This is a genomic window from Rhodococcus sp. BH5, from assembly GCF_027583855.1.
Lineage (GTDB): Bacteria > Actinomycetota > Actinomycetes > Mycobacteriales > Mycobacteriaceae > Rhodococcus_F > Rhodococcus_F qingshengii.
Map to the genome: position 1 here is coordinate 261694 of NZ_JAJHVW010000009.1, position 14813 is coordinate 276506.

Consider the following 14813-nt stretch of genomic DNA (forward strand, 5'->3'; position numbering starts at 1 on the left):
GGCCCTCAGACGCCGCCGCCGGCGGGCGTCGGAGCCATTGCGTCGGCAGCGGCCGGGGTGTTCATCTCGCGTGCGACAAACGTTTCGAGGTGGAACAGGTTGTCGCCGGCGCGGTCGACGATGGTGAGAAGTGTTGTCATGCTTGCCACTTCCTCGACCTGTTCCTTGAGGAACCACTGCATGAACTGCTCGCCCAGGTAGTCGCCGGTATCGCGCGCGGTGCGTGCCAGCTGCGTGATCTGCTCCGTGACCGTCTTCTCCTGCTCGAGTGCCAACTCGACCGGAGCCCGGACACTGTCGAACTTCGTCACGACGTCGTCGATGCCCGGAACGTCCACGTCGAGGTCGTTGTCGAGCAGGTACTGGATCATCATCATCGCGTGACCGCGTTCCTCGGTGGCCTGGCTGTAGAAGCGCGCGGCCATCTGCGGAAGATCGTGTGCATCGAAGTACACCGCTACCGCGATGTACTGCTGCGATGCAGTGAACTCGTTACGGATCTGCTGACGCAGCAGAGTGGTGAATTCGCTCGAGTTCTTCGCCTGTGTCATCCCAACAGGTTACTGGGTCGTCGCCGCTGAGAGGGAGCTACTTCTTGTCGAGCTGATCGATGACGAAGCCCACAGTTTCCGGTCGGTACCCGTAGACGAACGAGTCCTTTTCGCCGACGTACCAATCGCCGCACTGCAAAGAACTGCCCTTCTCGACCCCCGTCGGCCACCACTGTGCGGACAACGATGCGGGACGAGTTTCGACGGTGGGTCGTGCGATGCAGCTGTTGTGATCTATCTCCGCGATGTTCGCAGTCATTCGCAGGATGCGTTCGTTGCCGGTGGTGCGGATGACCTCGTCGATACCCGTTGCGCCGGCGGGAACCCAACTCGGCAGTGTGTCGATTCCGTTGGATGCTTGTGCAAAAGAGAAGGTTTCGGTTTTCTTGTACGCCTTGGAGTCGTCGAACTTCTCGAAGGTTCCGGAGCAGGACGTCACGAGTGCAGCAGCTCCGACGGCGGCGGCAACGACGGCGAGAGTGCGGAATCGGCGGTGTGTTGTGTTCATACCTTCACGGTATTTTTCGGCCGCCGATTCCGCGTCCTGCCGGAAAGCGATTTGTTCGCCGGGCTTGTCCTCCCGCGGTACTACCGGAACTCAGGGCGATTACCCCGTGGTGATCAGATCCTGTGGAATCTGCTGATCGTTGGCCAGGGCGTCGAAGAACTGCGAAGCGCGCGCCTTGTCCCACAACAACACGTTGCCCGACCCGTCCACGTCCTCGAAACCGGCGACCGGAACCGTCGTGGTGGTCATCCCGCCGCGAAGCGCCCAGGCGAGTGAGGCCAGATTCCAGATGTGATCGCCTTCGTCGACCTGTAGAGATTTGGCGGTATCGGAGACGAGTGGCCACAACCGGAACGGATTGAGGAACGTGGTCGGACTCGTCGCCTTCGACAGCAACGCCGACATGAACTGGCGCTGGTTGTTCATGCGGTCGAGGTCGGCGAGCGCCGTCGCGCGAGTTCGCACGAACCCGAGTGCGTCCGAACCCTTCAAATCCTGGCATCCGGCGGGGAGGTTGATCCCGGCCAGCGGATCGTCGATCGGCTGTGCCAGGCACACGTTGACGCCACCGACGGCGTCGACGATGCCGGCGAACCCGCTGAATCCGATCTCGGCGTAGTGGTCGATGCGAAGCCCCGTTGCCTCTTCGACGGTCTGCACCAGCAATGGAGCGCCACCGAAGGCGAAGGCGGCGTTGATCTTGTCGGAGCCGTAGCCGGGGATGGGAACGTACGAATCGCGAGGGATGCTGACCATGGTCGTCTTCCCACTTTTGGGGACGTGGACCAAGATGACCGTGTCAGTGCGCTTGGGACCGGTGTCGCCGCCCGTCGCAAGGGCTTGCTCCTGCTCGGGGGTGAGCCCCTCACGACTGTCGGAGCCGACGATCAGCCAGTTCGTGCCCGGAGTATCGGCGACGCGTCCCGCGTAGTCGGGCAGCGCGTCGATTCGATTGAGCGAACTGTCGACGTAGTAGATCGCGCCGGCCAGCGCGAGCAGCAAGACCAACAACGTGATGCCGATACGTTTACCCCAGCTACGACGCTTGCGGGGGCGTCGCTGCTTCGGAGGTTCGGGAGGGCGCGGCGGGGCGTTCGGCGGGGTTCGGCGCGGCGGTGCGGGCGCATACTTCGCCTGGCGCTGCGGATCCTGACGCGGCGGGCCCTGCCTGCGCGGGTCGTCCTGAAACGGTTGCGGGCGCTGGGTCGGCGCCCAGTCCTCACGCCTGGGCTGCTGCGGCGCTTGTGGTGGGACCTGTGACCAGGCCTGATTGGCCGGATTCTGCTGCTGCGGGCGTCCGTCGCGGCGAATGACCGTCGGCCCTTCCGGCGGCATCGGTGGACGCCGCTGCGGGGGTGGGCCCTGACGGGGTGGATTCTGGCGTGGAGGGTTCTGCCTCGGAGGCATCGGTCCACGCGGAGGTGGCCCTGGCGGCTGGCGCCGCGGAGGGCGCTGAGGATATTCGGAGTCGCCGGTCACCAGTTCACGGTACCGGTCACGGCAGCCAGGAGACGTGATCGCGCAGGAGGGCGTAACCGATGAACGCCACCATGTCGATGAGAGCGTGGGCGATGACCAGCGGCCAGAGTTTCCCGGTGCGCTGCCAGTACCGGCCGAACACGAGCCCCATGATCACGTTTCCGACGCCGCCACCGAACCCCTGATAGAGGTGGTAACTGCCGCGCAGGAGTGACGACGCGAGCAGTGATTTGTTCTCGCTCCAACCCAGCGTTCGGAGGCGAGTGATCAGGTAGGCGACGACCAGCACCTCTTCGGCACCGGAGTTCGCGATCGCGGACAGTACGAGGATCGGCACTCGCCACCAGTGATCGTCGAGCGCGCTGGCCTGGACGGTGAGGTTGATGCTCAGTGCCTGAGCCACGAGATAGAACAGCAGACCGGGGAGACCGATCACAGCGGCGAGGCCGAATCCCGGAGCGATGTCGCGCCCGAATCGAGGCTTGGGGGTCAGTCCCGCAGCACGTGGACCGATCCCCGAACGCCACAGTAGATAGAGTCCCAGCGCTGCCCACGCGAGAAGCTTTGCGACGCCCAGCAATTGGCGCGCCAGGTCGATCCAGTCGATGGCGGCCCGCGACGGGTTGAGTGCAACCGTCTGATCCGAGAGCGCAACCGGCGTCGCCAGGGATTCGGCGAGCGAGAGGATCCCGGACAATCCGCTGAGTCCGAACGTGACCAGCAGAACGATGGTGATCTCGATCCAGACTCCGCGTCTGGCGGTCGGATCGAGGGCCGGGCCGGCCGGGACGGGAGTCGGCGGCCGTAACCAGGTGCGGACGGTTTCGCGGGCATTCACCCGCGCAACGCTAGCCGTTTGATGCGCCGCCTGATCGGAGGCCGTTGAGGAAAGGGCACCCGACCAGCATGCGGATGGCGCGGCTCAGCGCGGGAGCGTCGTCGACGGGGTTGGCGAACGGCATCCACACGTCGCGGTCACCGGTGTGATCCTCGACCCGCAGGCGAAGTCCGTAGCGGTCGATGCCGAGTGGGCGAACGCGTCCGGTGCGCATGTACGGGGGAAGCTTGCGCACGAGCAGGTCCACGAGGTCGCGGTGGTCTTCGTCGAGATGCTGCAGCCATGCGGTCTCCATTTCCCAGAAGGGATCGGGGCTGGCGTTCAGCAGTTCGTCCACGGCGACGGGTTCTGCCCCCGTTGAATCAGCGACTACAGCCGAGGCCAGGCTCAAGCGAAGGAGGACCGAGGTGTGGCCGATGTCGAGGAGCCCCGGGTGTGGATGTTCGGATGCGACGTCGTCGGCGAGAACGCGTGCCTCGTAGTCGGGCACGGCGTGCAACGAGCCGCGAAGCCACACGAGGGAGCGCACGGGCTCACGCAGCCGCAGTGGTGCGTGATCGGTGATCTCGAGGACGGCAGGCAGGCCGCCGCCGCCGGAGTTCCAGGCCAGGGCCGCAGCTGCGGAGGCATGTGGGACTGCAACGACGACGTCACCATTCGAACGCAGGTGATGCACCGACGTGACGGTGGGATCGCTGCCTTCGATGGCGAGAACTGCGTCTTGTGCGCGCACACAGGCGCTGCGGACGCGTTCGGCGGTGGACGGGCCGGTGCTGGTCTTCGTTGCCATGCTGCCCCCTTGGCGGGTGTTCTCTCGAACTCCATCGGATGATGAGGTAACCCTAACCTAAGGCGCTTCGGTGTGAATCGCAAGACTTTTGCGCAACTCGCGTGGAATCCGCCGCCTGCGCCGGGGTTACGGTTTGTCTGTGGCCATTCCTCTCTCACTCGGGCTGCCCGCCCCGAGAAACTCGCGCGGACTCCTCGAAGCACTCTTTCTCCCGGTTGTTCCGGCGTCGGTTCTGATCGGTGGCGAAGCAGCAGGCCGGGTTGTCGTCCGTCTCGATATCGATCCGGAAGAACTGCGTGCGGACACGGAAGCGTCGTACGAGGCCGTCCGTTTCGACGTCGACGTCACCACCGACCAGATCGACGACGCGATCGCGCTGCGCCTGCCCGCTCCGCTCGCTGTGTATGTCGACGGCGGCGAAGAGGATCTGACACCCGCCGAAGCGGCGCTGCGTCTGTGCGAAGGTGGCCGGATCCCCGGACTCGCCGCCGGTCTTACGCCCACCGAAGTGGCTGATTTCCTGGCGGTACTCGCGCACGAGTCCGTCGGTTTCGTAGCCCGCGCGGCCGACGGCGACGAGGTGATCGCCCTGCTGTGTGGCACCGTCGCTGCACTGCGCGGCGACGACGTGCGCGCCGCGATGGTCGATCCGAAGCCGGAAAAACTTGCCGCGCTGATCCCCGAAGCCGTGTCGGCCATGCGTGAGGTGCTGCTCACGATCGAGGTCGCGGATCTGCCTGCAGTGGAAACGGCTTTGCGTGCCGCGGGTTTGCAGTGACCGGCGTGGGTCGGTGCGTAATCTTTTAGGCGTGCCAAGAATCGCGTATTTCGGTCCGTCGGGAACCTTCACGGAGATAGCTCTCGCCCAGTTGGAGGCTGAGGGCGCGTTCGGCGAAACCGTCGAGCGAGTACCGGCAGGCAGTCCGCCGGCGACTCTCGACATGGTTCGCGACGGTTCCGTGGACGGAGCCGTGGTTCCCTTCGAGAACTCGGTGGAAGGCGGCGTAGCTCCGACGCTCGATTCACTCGCTCTCGGTTCGCCGCTGCAGATCGTCGCCGAAACCGATCTGGACGTGAGTTTCTCCATCCTGGTTCGGGCCGGGACCACCGCCGATCAGGTCCGAACGATCGGCGCGTACCCGCATGCGGGCGCGCAGGTCCGCGGTTGGATTGCCGAGAACCTGCCCCAGGCCGAGGTGGTGTTGGCCTCGTCCAATGCCGGTGCGGCCCTGGATGTGCAGGCCGGAACCGTCGACGCCGGTGTGTCCACGGCTTTGGCCGGTCAGATGCTTGGACTCGACAGCCTGGCGGACAACGTCGCCGATGTAGGCGGCGCCCGCACACGTTTCGTGTTGGTCACCAAGCCGGCCCCGGTTCCGGCGCGGACCGGTGCCGATCGCACCGCGCTGGTGCTTCACCTCGACAACGCTCCCGGCTCCCTGGTGCGTGCACTCTCCGAATTCGCCGCTCGCGGTATCGATCTGACTCGGATCGAATCACGGCCGATGCGAACGGAATTGGGCACGTACCGGTTCTTCGTGGACTGCGTCGGACACGTCGAGGACTCGCTGGTGGCCGAGGCGATGCGTGCGCTGCATCGTAAATCCGGAGTCCGCTTCCTGGGGTCGTGGGCGACAGCGAATTCGACCGGGCCACAACCTCCTTCGGACGAAGAAGCGATTCGGTGGATCGACGAACTCAAGCATGGAGGGGGAGAACGATGACCGGAAGGCTCATCCTCGTTCGGCACGGTCAGACGGAGGCGAATGTCGCCAAACGTCTCGACACCGCACTACCCGGAGCAAAGCTCACGCCGGAAGGGTTGGCGCAGGCCGAGACGTTGGGCATCGGCCTGGCTTCGGCGCCTCCGCTGGCGCTCGTATCGTCCTTGGCTTTGCGTGCCCGGCAGACAGCAGGTTTCGTGGAGCAGGCCGCCGGTGTCTCTCTGGATGTGCGGGACGGATTGCACGAGGTGCAGGCCGGTGACCTCGAAGATCGTACCGACGAGGCCGCGCACCGACTGTTCATGGAGACGTTTCATCACTGGCACACCGGCAACCTCGGCGCTCGCATCCCCGGTGGTGAAACGGGATACGACGTCCTGGAACGGTACGTCCCCGTCGTCAATGCGTTGCGCGAAGAATTTCTCGAAGGCTCACGAGACGGCGGCGACATCGTCGTGGTCAGTCATGGTGCGGCGATCCGTCTTGTCGCAGCCCAGCTTGCCGGTGTCCCCGGTCTGTTCGCAGCCAACAACCACTTGGCCAACACCGAGACCGTCGAACTGTTGCCTTCGGTCGACGGCGGTTGGGAGTGCCTGCGCTGGGGAACCGTCAACCCGCCGTTCGAGCATCGACTCATCCCCGGTGCCGACGACGTGATGGGCTGACGGCCGGCGTCACCACCAACCGGTCTGGACGCTCAGTTGGCGCCCTAGTTCAGCGGACAGCGTTCTCACGTAGCTGGCTGTCAGGTGGTGGGAATCGTGATACACCAATACATTTCCCTCCACGACGCGGCACAACTCCGGTCCGCAGACGCCGTCGCTGAGGTCGAGTAGACGGACGTTGGTCAGATCGCCGATCGCCGACGGCGCCGGATTGACGTCGCTGAGCATTTCGGACCGTGGCATCGCGCAGTGATCGGGTGACGTGGTTGTCGCCAGACAGTCGATCGCGCGGTAGGCGACGCCGTCGTGGTGCAGCCACGGGGTATCGCGGATGGCGAGTACGTCGATACCGTCGCGCCCCAGTTCCTCCCACACGTGTACGTAAGACTCGGGCGTCACGTCGCCAGGGCCGTCGGAACTCGGCCTGGTTGCCGTCGTGAACACGAAATCGGGTGAGGCGTCGGCCAACTCGGTCAGCACTCCACGCGACCAGTCGACGCAATCCGGATAGTCGTTGTCCGACAACGTCTGCATGGAGTCGATGGTGAGCGGGCAGCCCATCTTCAGATACGTGTCGACGCGGAACCCGTGACTCTTGCCGAGTTCGTCGAGTGCAGTGAGCCAGTGCTCGGAGTGCGAACCACCTGCGAGGGCGATGGTTCTGTCGGCGTCGGCGTCGCCGTAGGTGCAGTGGACGACGTCCCGCTCGAGAAAATCGGCGATACAGCCGTCGAGCGTACTGGCCGGAAGGTCCAGTGGCGCATCGAAGATCGAGGGAACCATCGACGCCTTGGGTACTTCGGCACCGTCGGTGAGCGCGAGTGCGCCGGGATGGGTCGGGAGGTCGAGGGTGTCGACTGCCCGCTGGCCCGTCGTCTGGCTGCTCGCGTACGACTGCCAGGCGACCGAAGCGGCGAGGACCACGGCAGCGGTGACGACGCAAGCCAGGACGGTGTACCGGCGCGAGCGGCCTCCACGTTCCACCGGAACCTCGATCAGGCGCCGAAGTGCAAGCGCCCCCGCGACGGAGAGGGCGATGATCAGTGCCCCGCCGAGCAGGCCGGCTTCGGGGCGTCCGGTGATCACGAGTGCAAACACCAGAATCGGCCAGTGAATCAGGTACAGCGCGAATGCGAACGAGCCGAGCCACGTCAGTGCCGGATGGGCGAGCGTCTTCGACGTCCAAGGCGTGTCGTCGCCGACTCCGGACAGGATCAGCGCAAGAGTGGCCAGCACCGGCACCAGCGCCCACGGGCCGGGGAACTGCTGGGCGCCGTCGAGCACTATGCCGCACAACAGGATCGACGAAAGACCCGCCCAGCCGATCGTCGCTCTGACCGAGAACGGCAGGGATGCGATCTGCCGACTGCGTGTGCTGGTCATCAGAACGGCCAGCAGACCACCGAGTGCCAATTCCCACAACCTGGCACCGGAGTCGTAGTACGCCCAGGCTTGGTGACGTGAAGATTTGGCGAGTGCGTAGAGAAAAGATCCTGCGGTCAGAACCAGAAGGGTGACCGCGAGTGACGGGCGGAAATAGTTGGGATTCACGCGTGAAGCCACATAAGCGATCACGGAGACCAGTGCGATGGCCAGGAGATAGAACTGACCTTGTACGGCCATCGACCACAGGTGCTGCAGGGGAGTGACCGAGCCGTCGGCGGCCAGGTAGTCGCTTGCGGTGCTGGCGAGCTGCCAGTTCTGGAAGAACCCGAGCACCGCGATCAGTTGATCGCCCAGATCGGCCCAGCGTGTGCGTGGCAGCAGCAACGCGGTCCCCAGTGCGGTCAAAATGCTGACCACCGCGATCAGGGGGAACAGCCGCAGAAACACCCGCCGCAGTGCCGGGACCGGGTTGAGTGAACCCCCGGCTTCGGCGCGTCGAACCAGTGAGCCGACGAAGAAGTATCCGGACAGAACCAGGAAGACGTCCACCCCGCCCGATACCCGTCCGAACCACACGTGGAACACGACCACCAAACCGATGGCGAGGCCACGCAGTCCGATCAGGTCTTGTCGGTGCGGTGTTGTTGCCCGTTCATCGTTCGGCCGGTCGATCGTGGCGACCGAGCCTTGTTCGCCCGGTGACGACGGTTGACGCGAGAACTGCATGCTGAAGTAAGGCTCCGGGCGTTGAAGGGACGCCCCGAGGTTACCCGGAAGTCTCCGGCGCCGATTCCTCGAGTTCCGTTACCAGAGCGTTCACGGCTTGTCGGAGGCGATGGGATGTTCCGGAACTGATGGACGTCCATTCGGTGCCGTCGGCGGCCCGAGTGGTCGAACCGACCAGCCGACCCGACAAGGTGTCGTACACAGTCACTGCGCCGGTCATGAGCGTCGTCGCTCCCAAACTGTGTGGTATTCCGACCAATTCGGCGAAGGCGGTGCATGTGACGATTGCGCTACCCAGTTGGCGCGCGTCGTCTTCGGGTATTCCGGCGTTGATCAAGGCCGAGGTTACGCTGCCTGCATCCGGGCCGGCGCCGAATGCCAGGCTGAGCATCTCGGTCGGTGCGTTGATCACGGCAATCGGCATTGCTTCGGCGCTGCCGAGCGCGGTGACAACGGGTGCAGTCGGTTCGGCGGTGACGCTGCGCAATGCGAACGAAGAATCAGTTGAAGTCGCTTCGACACAAAGGAATTCGCCCTGCGCGACGCAGAGGCGTGAAATGCTTCCGCCGACATGCCGACGCAGCGCCAACTCCCACTTGGGGTGGGTCAGGACGCGCAGGCGGGCACTGAGGTCGTGATGGATCTCCCCGCCGGGGAGGAGATCGCGCTCGGAGAGTGAATCTGCCGCGGACTGCATCGCCGTACGGTGAGCGCTCGCACTACCGTGAACCGTCGCGCCACCGAGAACCACGGGAAGCGCATCGAGTCCGAGTCGCTCACGTACATAGTCGATTTCGTCCTGTGACAGGGCGACGACAGGTAAATTCCACCCCTCAGGTGAGGTGCCGAGGTCCACCATCAATGCTCTGCAGTTTCGAGTGCGCCACCGATCACGGACGGGATGACTGTTCGGCCGTCGGCGAAGTGCTCGAAGTGCTTCAGGTAATCGGGTGTGTCGTGCTCGGTCTCGTCTTCAGATTGGGCCGCATGACGGCCGCCGGCGATCGGCGCAGATCCGCCTGCGGTTCGGGCCGGATCCACCTTGACGGTATCCGCGGTGCCCTGAACCGGCGAGGTCACGGGGTTCTGGCGTGTGGCGCTCTGGCCGGTGGAGGGATCAGGAAGAGCGTGCCGACCGGTGCTGCTGCTCGACGACGAGCCCACGAATGCTCCGGCTCCGGTGGTCGCGGAAGCTGCGCTGACCTGTGCCGGTGCCCGGCTTGCCGACGGGGTGCCGAACAGTGATGGTGTGGAAGTGCCGAGTCTTGCGCCGCCGAGTCCCGCGCCGCCCAGTCCGGTGAGTCCTGCTCCTGCCGTCGCGAGAGCTGATGCGGCAGTGGTGGCGCCTGTGACTGCGGTGGTGGTGGCGCTGGCTGCGGTGGCAACTCCACCGGAGATGGCACCGGCCTGTGAGGCAGCGGCGGCAAATACCGGGTTGGAAACTACGGATGCGACAGCAGCGGTGGCGGCGCGCACGGGATCCGCGATTGCGTCAGCGAGCGTGGATGCCGCTTGCACGACGGACTGTCGTGCGGCGCTGCCTGGGCTTTCGGTCGAAGCGGATGCCCCAGCTGTGGGTTCCGCGATGGACGGTGGTGAGTCGAAGTTCTGCTGCACGGCCAGATGGGCCGTTGCGGCGTCGTACGTTTCCATTGTCACCGCCGCTCGAATTTTGAGAGCTTCTTCGGCAGCCTCGGCTGCAGCGGCTCCGCCTACCAGCGCCCCGCCGATGGAATACGCGGCGACCTTGGCCGCTTGAACTGCTGCAATCTCGGCCAGGGACGGCATGGCGAGGGTGGCAACCGTGTACGAACCGGACTGCACATGGGCCTTACCTGCAGTTTCTCCCGCGAGCAACGCGGCAGCAGCAGCCCATTCCTGAAACGGCGCGAACTTGCTCAATGCGGCATCCGCTGCTTCTCCGGACCACCCGGTGCGAAGGTCCGCCATCACGCGAGAGATTGATGCAGCGGTGTCGGTCAGTCCGGACGACACGGTGGACCAGGCCCCGGCCGCCACGCCGAGAGGGACCGGCCCGGCTCCGGCGACCAGTGCTGCGGAGTTGGGTGCTGCGCCCCGTGGATACCAGATGACGCCGGTGATGCCGACCATTGTTCTTCCCCCCAGGAAGTGTGACTGTGTTGCCGAGTTACCGAGCTCGATTTCTGTCGATCAGATCGGTGAGGCTGCCAGGCTGGACTTGGTGAGCTGGTCTTCGAGCTCGTAGGCAGCTGCATTCTTGCGCAGAGCTGCCGCAGCCGCGGTGAGCTCCTCGATTGCCCGATCGGTGGACGAGGCAAGGCTGCCCGAGATGGTGTTGAAGTAATTTGCCGCGCTACCGGACACTTCTTCGGATCCCGCTGGGAGAACGCGTAGCGTCGGCTGCGCAGTAGAGACGATTCCGCGCAATCGCGTCGCCGCAGACTCGAGTTCCATTGCGGCGGCAACTAGGGCTTGAGGGTCGACGTGCATAGTGCCGAACTCCTTCCTGACCAGGGCGGATAAGTGGTCGGGAGGCCGTGCGCACAGCCGTCGATATCCCCCCGCACATACTTTGATGCCTACCGCCCGCTTTTGGTTCCCCCCGAAATCGGACGACTTTGCCCTCAGCCCCAGCCGAGTTCGTGCAATCTGTCTTCTTCGATGCCGAAATAGTGCGCGATCTCGTGGATGACGGTCACGGCAACCTCGTGAACAACCTCGTCCTCGGATGCGCAGATGTCGAGTATCGAATCGCGGAAAATAGTGACCGTGTCCGGCAGGTACCCACCGTAATGAGAATCCCGCTCGGTCAGAGCGACGCCCTGATACAAACCGAGCAGCCCCGGCTCTTCCTCGTCACGTGCTTCGACAAGCACCACGACATTGTCGATTGCCTTGGCAAGTTCGGGCGGAATCAGATCGAGCGCCTCGCCGACCAGTTCCTCGAACCGGTCGGGCGTCATAGTTACCGTCATGGCTTACGACGGCGGAGCTGCGCCGGGCAACGGCGTCGGCAACGACCGACCTTCCGGTGCAGCGGGTGGCGGGACCGGAGCGGCGCCGTTGATCAGGATGTCGCCCTTGGCGCTTCCGGTGATCGCGGCAAACCCGCCGGTTTCGACCTCTTTGCCGATCGAACAATTGACTCGGCGGCTGCCGGCCAACCAGCTTTCCAGTGAAATGTTGTCCCAGAACAGTGTCAGCGTCTTGTCGCGAAGCGCGTCTGCGGAACCAAGGTACTCGTTGGACGCCTGAGTGCAGACGCCCTCGAGATAGCGGTCCTGATCTTCGACCGACGGCATTGCGCCCGGGAATTGAGTGCCGAGGTCTATCACCGAAATAACCTCGTATGCATGCGGTTTCGCGCAATCGACCGGATCGGTCGGGAGGTTCTGGTTGATGCCGATGCACGTGCCGACGTCCCACACGTTCGACTGGTCCTGGTCCGCCACGCGGCCTACGAACGGTTGTAGTTCGCCGGTCGTGGTCGAGAACTGCAAGCCGCAACGCAGTGCGCGTTCACCCGAAGCCCAACCCGATTCGCTCGGGAACATCAGGCCGACGCTGAACTTGCCCTTGGGATCGAATTTCGAATCGAGGTAGGACATGACGATGGGTGTGCAGTGCTCGTCGCGTAGTTCGGCGAATCGAAGGGCGCCCGGGTACCGGGAACCGGGGCCGAACTCGGCGCCGGGGAACACCGAGAGGTCGAGTGGTCCGGCAACCTCGAAGCGGTGTTCAGTTCCGCACTGAACCTTTGACATGTCCGTGCGGTCCCCGCCCGACTCGGTCGCAGGCGTCCAGTTGAGGCAGTCGCCGGCCGCAGCCGCGGTGAAGGCGTCGTCGCGAGTAGATCCCGTCGCTGCGGGACCGCCACCACTGACACTGACCGAGGACGAGTCGTCCTTGTTCAATCCACCGGAAATCGCGATCGTTGCGATCGCGGCGACCACCGCACCTACCGCCACAGCAGCCAGGACCCGGCGGGTGCGACTCGCGGAGACAGTTTTCTTCGCCGGCGTCCCCTGGGGATCGGCCGGATCTGGCGACTTCTCGATCTTGTCTTCGGACATCGATTCCATCATGCCTGTTGCCGTGGCGATATCGAACCTTCACTACAAAACTCACAATCGCGTCTGTGAGTATTTTGTAGTCATGAGCGAAAACACCCCACTCGATCCCGAGGCTGTCGAGCTGGCGGGCCGGCTCTTCGACATGGCACGAACCGGTGATGCAGCCGGGCTGGCGTCGTACGTCGATGCCGGAGTTCCCGTCAATCTGACCAACGAGAGTGGCGACACGCTCGTCATGTTGGCGGCGTACCACGGTCACGCTGACGCCGTCGTTGCCCTGATCGAGCGCGGCGCCGACGTCAACCGGCCCAACGACAAGAACCAGACGCCCCTTGCCGGAGCGGTCTTCAAGGGCGAGGATGCGGTGGTGAAAGCGCTGGTGAGCGGGGGAGCCGACCCGAAAGGTGGACACCCGACGGCGGTCGACGCGGCTCGGATGTTCGGACGCGAGGACTACCTGAGTCTGCTCGAATCGTGATCTCCCCCTCTCCGACGTGGACGTGACCGTCGGAGAGCTGCAGTGAGTGGGTAAAGTTCGAAGTCGTGATTGACCTCAAGTTTCTCCGTGAGAACCCCGAAATCGTCCGCGAGTCGCAGCGCACCCGTGGAGAAGATCCAGGACTGGTCGACGCTCTGCTCGAAGCCGACGCGTCCCGACGCGCTGCCGTTCTGACCGGAGACAACCTCCGCGCAGAGCAGAAGGCCTTCGGCAAGAAGGTCGGACAGGCATCTCCGGAGGAGCGTCCCGCGCTGCTCGAAGGTTCCAAGGAACTGGCCGCAAAGGTCAAGGAAGCCGAGGCCGCGCAGCACGAGGCGCAGGCCGCGCTCGACGCCGCACACCGTGCGATTTCCAACGTCGTACAAGAAGGTGCGCCGGCCGGCGGCGAGGACGATTACATCGTGCTCGAACACGTCGGTGAGATTCCGAAGTTCGACTTCGAGCCGAAGGATCACCTCGAGCTGGGCGAGTCGCTCGGCCTGATCGACATGGAACGCGGCGCCAAGGTTTCGGGTTCGCGCTTCTACTTCATGACCGGCTACGGGGCCATGCTCCAGCTCGGACTGCTGCAGTTGGCTGCGCAGAAGGCGATCGCCAACGGATTCACGATGATGATTCCGCCGGTGCTCGTACGTCCGGAAATCATGGCGGGTACCGGCTTCCTCGGTGCTCACTCGGACGAGATCTACCACTTGCAAGATGACGACCTGTACCTCGTCGGAACTTCCGAGGTACCCATGGCCGGCTACCACTCGGGCGAGATCCTCGAACTGAACGAAGGCCCTAAGCGCTACGCCGGTTGGTCCTCGTGCTTCCGCCGCGAGGCCGGAAGCTACGGCAAGGACACCCGCGGCATCATCCGTGTCCATCAGTTCGACAAGGTCGAGATGTTCACGTACTGCCGTCCCGAGGACGCCGACGCCGAACACCAGCGTCTCCTAGGGTGGGAGCGAGACATGTTGGCGGCCATCGACGTTCCGTACCGCGTGATCGACGTCGCCGGCGGAGACCTCGGTTCTTCGGCTGCGCGTAAGTTCGACTGCGAGGCATGGGTCCCGACGCAGGGCACCTACCGCGAGCTGACATCGACGTCCAACTGCACGACGTTCCAGGCCCGCCGCCTCGGAGTTCGGTACCGCGACGAGAACGGCAAGCCGCAGACGGCCGCCACTCTCAACGGCACCTTGGCTACGACGCGCTGGATCGTGTCGATTCTCGAGAACCATCAGCAGGCCGACGGCTCGGTGCGAGTGCCCGAGGCATTGGTGCCGTTTGTCGGCACGGATGTGCTTCGCTGACACGCTGAACCAACACAATCAGGGCCGCGACGGACTCCGTCGCGGCCCTTTTCGTACTTTCGTACTGGTAGGTTTGGAACTTTTTCTGAACTGACGAAATATCAACTTTTTCCCGCCGATTGGCGCGGTGACCACCAAAAGCGTTGTCGATGGGCCGCTTTGGCGATAGTTTTGCGTTCAATCGAGTTTCCATACCCTGCTTTTCCATCCCGCGTCTGGTGATACGAGGGTGAGTCCGGGGTGAATTGGACAAGTGTCTTGCCAAAAGTAGTACACGTACTAGTTTTTTCGTTA

General features: G+C 64.2%; 16 protein-coding genes. 5 read left to right on the forward strand and 11 right to left on the reverse strand.

Going from position 1 to position 14813, the window contains the following annotated elements; all coding sequences use genetic code 11:
* Positions 1-5: 5 nt before the first annotated feature.
* From RhoBH5_RS23010 to RhoBH5_RS23030, 5 genes are all read right to left on the reverse strand, one after another.
* Complete coding sequence (locus RhoBH5_RS23010; protein WP_003944176.1) at positions 6-551, reverse strand: ferritin; 546 nt, start codon at positions 549-551, stop codon at positions 6-8.
* 37 nt (positions 552-588) lie between these two features.
* Positions 589-1059 carry a hypothetical protein gene (locus RhoBH5_RS23015; protein ID WP_007736008.1) on the reverse strand — a complete coding sequence of 157 codons (471 nt, stop codon included), beginning with the start codon at positions 1057-1059 and terminating at the stop codon, positions 589-591.
* Positions 1060-1158: 99 nt separating this feature from the next.
* A complete protein-coding gene (locus RhoBH5_RS23020; RefSeq protein ID WP_007736010.1) occupies positions 1159-2394 on the reverse strand; it encodes an LCP family protein in 1236 nt (411 codons plus the stop codon).
* 160 nt (positions 2395-2554) lie between these two features.
* Positions 2555-3376, reverse strand: a complete 822-nt coding sequence (locus RhoBH5_RS23025; RefSeq protein WP_058227346.1) for a CPBP family intramembrane glutamic endopeptidase — start codon at positions 3374-3376, stop codon at positions 2555-2557.
* A 10-nt stretch (positions 3377-3386) separates the two neighbouring features.
* Complete coding sequence (locus RhoBH5_RS23030; RefSeq protein WP_003945406.1) at positions 3387-4166, reverse strand: DUF2470 domain-containing protein; 780 nt, start codon at positions 4164-4166, stop codon at positions 3387-3389.
* A gap of 139 nt (positions 4167-4305) precedes the next feature.
* Between RhoBH5_RS23030 and RhoBH5_RS23035 the strand changes: the two genes are divergently transcribed.
* Genes RhoBH5_RS23035 through RhoBH5_RS23045 form a run of 3 tightly spaced genes read left to right on the forward strand, consistent with a single transcriptional unit; the run spans position 4306 to position 6555 of the window.
* On the forward strand, positions 4306-4944 hold the full coding sequence (locus tag RhoBH5_RS23035; protein ID WP_118604900.1) for a hypothetical protein: 639 nt from the start codon (positions 4306-4308) through the stop codon (positions 4942-4944).
* A 31-nt stretch (positions 4945-4975) separates the two neighbouring features.
* A complete protein-coding gene (pheA, locus tag RhoBH5_RS23040; RefSeq protein WP_003945402.1) occupies positions 4976-5890 on the forward strand; it encodes a prephenate dehydratase in 915 nt (304 codons plus the stop codon).
* Positions 5887-6555 carry a histidine phosphatase family protein gene (locus tag RhoBH5_RS23045; protein WP_042453186.1) on the forward strand — a complete coding sequence of 223 codons (669 nt, stop codon included), beginning with the start codon at positions 5887-5889 and terminating at the stop codon, positions 6553-6555. The genes pheA and RhoBH5_RS23045 overlap by 4 nt, the downstream gene beginning before the upstream one ends.
* A 9-nt stretch (positions 6556-6564) precedes the next feature.
* Here RhoBH5_RS23045 and RhoBH5_RS23050 read toward each other — a convergent pair whose 3' ends face one another.
* The 6 genes from RhoBH5_RS23050 to RhoBH5_RS23075 form a co-directional block, all read right to left on the reverse strand.
* Positions 6565-8667, reverse strand: a complete 2103-nt coding sequence (locus tag RhoBH5_RS23050; protein WP_270008835.1) for an acyltransferase family protein — start codon at positions 8665-8667, stop codon at positions 6565-6567.
* A 40-nt stretch (positions 8668-8707) separates the two neighbouring features.
* Positions 8708-9526 (reverse strand): ESX secretion-associated protein EspG, encoded by an 819-nt coding sequence (locus tag RhoBH5_RS23055; protein ID WP_003945407.1) that lies wholly within the window; start codon positions 9524-9526, stop codon positions 8708-8710.
* Positions 9526-10779 carry a PPE domain-containing protein gene (locus RhoBH5_RS23060; protein ID WP_270008836.1) on the reverse strand — a complete coding sequence of 418 codons (1254 nt, stop codon included), beginning with the start codon at positions 10777-10779 and terminating at the stop codon, positions 9526-9528. Before RhoBH5_RS23060 ends, RhoBH5_RS23055 begins: the two co-directional genes overlap by 1 nt.
* Positions 10780-10839: 60 nt before the next feature.
* A complete protein-coding gene (locus tag RhoBH5_RS23065) occupies positions 10840-11139 on the reverse strand; it encodes a PE family protein (protein WP_042453177.1) in 300 nt (99 codons plus the stop codon).
* Positions 11140-11273: 134 nt separating this feature from the next.
* Positions 11274-11624 carry a metallopeptidase family protein gene (locus tag RhoBH5_RS23070; RefSeq protein ID WP_007736028.1) on the reverse strand — a complete coding sequence of 117 codons (351 nt, stop codon included), beginning with the start codon at positions 11622-11624 and terminating at the stop codon, positions 11274-11276.
* Between the two features lie 3 nt (positions 11625-11627).
* Positions 11628-12734, reverse strand: a complete 1107-nt coding sequence (locus RhoBH5_RS23075) for a septum formation family protein (RefSeq protein WP_003945397.1) — start codon at positions 12732-12734, stop codon at positions 11628-11630.
* A 70-nt stretch (positions 12735-12804) separates the two neighbouring features.
* Between RhoBH5_RS23075 and RhoBH5_RS23080 the strand changes: the two genes are divergently transcribed.
* Positions 12805-13200 carry an ankyrin repeat domain-containing protein gene (locus tag RhoBH5_RS23080; RefSeq protein WP_003945404.1) on the forward strand — a complete coding sequence of 132 codons (396 nt, stop codon included), beginning with the start codon at positions 12805-12807 and terminating at the stop codon, positions 13198-13200.
* Positions 13201-13265: 65 nt separating this feature from the next.
* Complete coding sequence (gene serS, locus RhoBH5_RS23085; RefSeq protein ID WP_007736032.1) at positions 13266-14519, forward strand: serine--tRNA ligase; 1254 nt, start codon at positions 13266-13268, stop codon at positions 14517-14519.
* Positions 14520-14813 lie beyond the last annotated feature (294 nt).

Coding starts and splice junctions, on each gene's coding strand:
- RhoBH5_RS23010 (WP_003944176.1), bottom strand. CDS start 551: ATGACACAGGCGAAGAACTCGAGCGAATTCACCACTCTGCTGCGTCAG.
- RhoBH5_RS23015 (WP_007736008.1), bottom strand. CDS start 1,059: ATGAACACAACACACCGCCGATTCCGCACTCTCGCCGTCGTTGCCGCC.
- RhoBH5_RS23020 (WP_007736010.1), bottom strand. CDS start 2,394: ATGCCGCCGGAAGGGCCGACGGTCATTCGCCGCGACGGACGCCCGCAG.
- RhoBH5_RS23030 (WP_003945406.1), bottom strand. CDS start 4,166: ATGGCAACGAAGACCAGCACCGGCCCGTCCACCGCCGAACGCGTCCGC.
- RhoBH5_RS23045 (WP_042453186.1), top strand. CDS start 5,887: ATGACCGGAAGGCTCATCCTCGTTCGGCACGGTCAGACGGAGGCGAAT.
- RhoBH5_RS23050 (WP_270008835.1), bottom strand. CDS start 8,667: ATGCAGTTCTCGCGTCAACCGTCGTCACCGGGCGAACAAGGCTCGGTC.
- RhoBH5_RS23055 (WP_003945407.1), bottom strand. CDS start 9,526: ATGGTGGACCTCGGCACCTCACCTGAGGGGTGGAATTTACCTGTCGTC.
- RhoBH5_RS23060 (WP_270008836.1), bottom strand. CDS start 10,779: ATGGTCGGCATCACCGGCGTCATCTGGTATCCACGGGGCGCAGCACCC.
- RhoBH5_RS23065 (WP_042453177.1), bottom strand. CDS start 11,139: ATGCACGTCGACCCTCAAGCCCTAGTTGCCGCCGCAATGGAACTCGAG.
- RhoBH5_RS23070 (WP_007736028.1), bottom strand. CDS start 11,624: ATGACGGTAACTATGACGCCCGACCGGTTCGAGGAACTGGTCGGCGAG.
- RhoBH5_RS23075 (WP_003945397.1), bottom strand. CDS start 12,734: ATGATGGAATCGATGTCCGAAGACAAGATCGAGAAGTCGCCAGATCCG.
- RhoBH5_RS23080 (WP_003945404.1), top strand. CDS start 12,805: ATGAGCGAAAACACCCCACTCGATCCCGAGGCTGTCGAGCTGGCGGGC.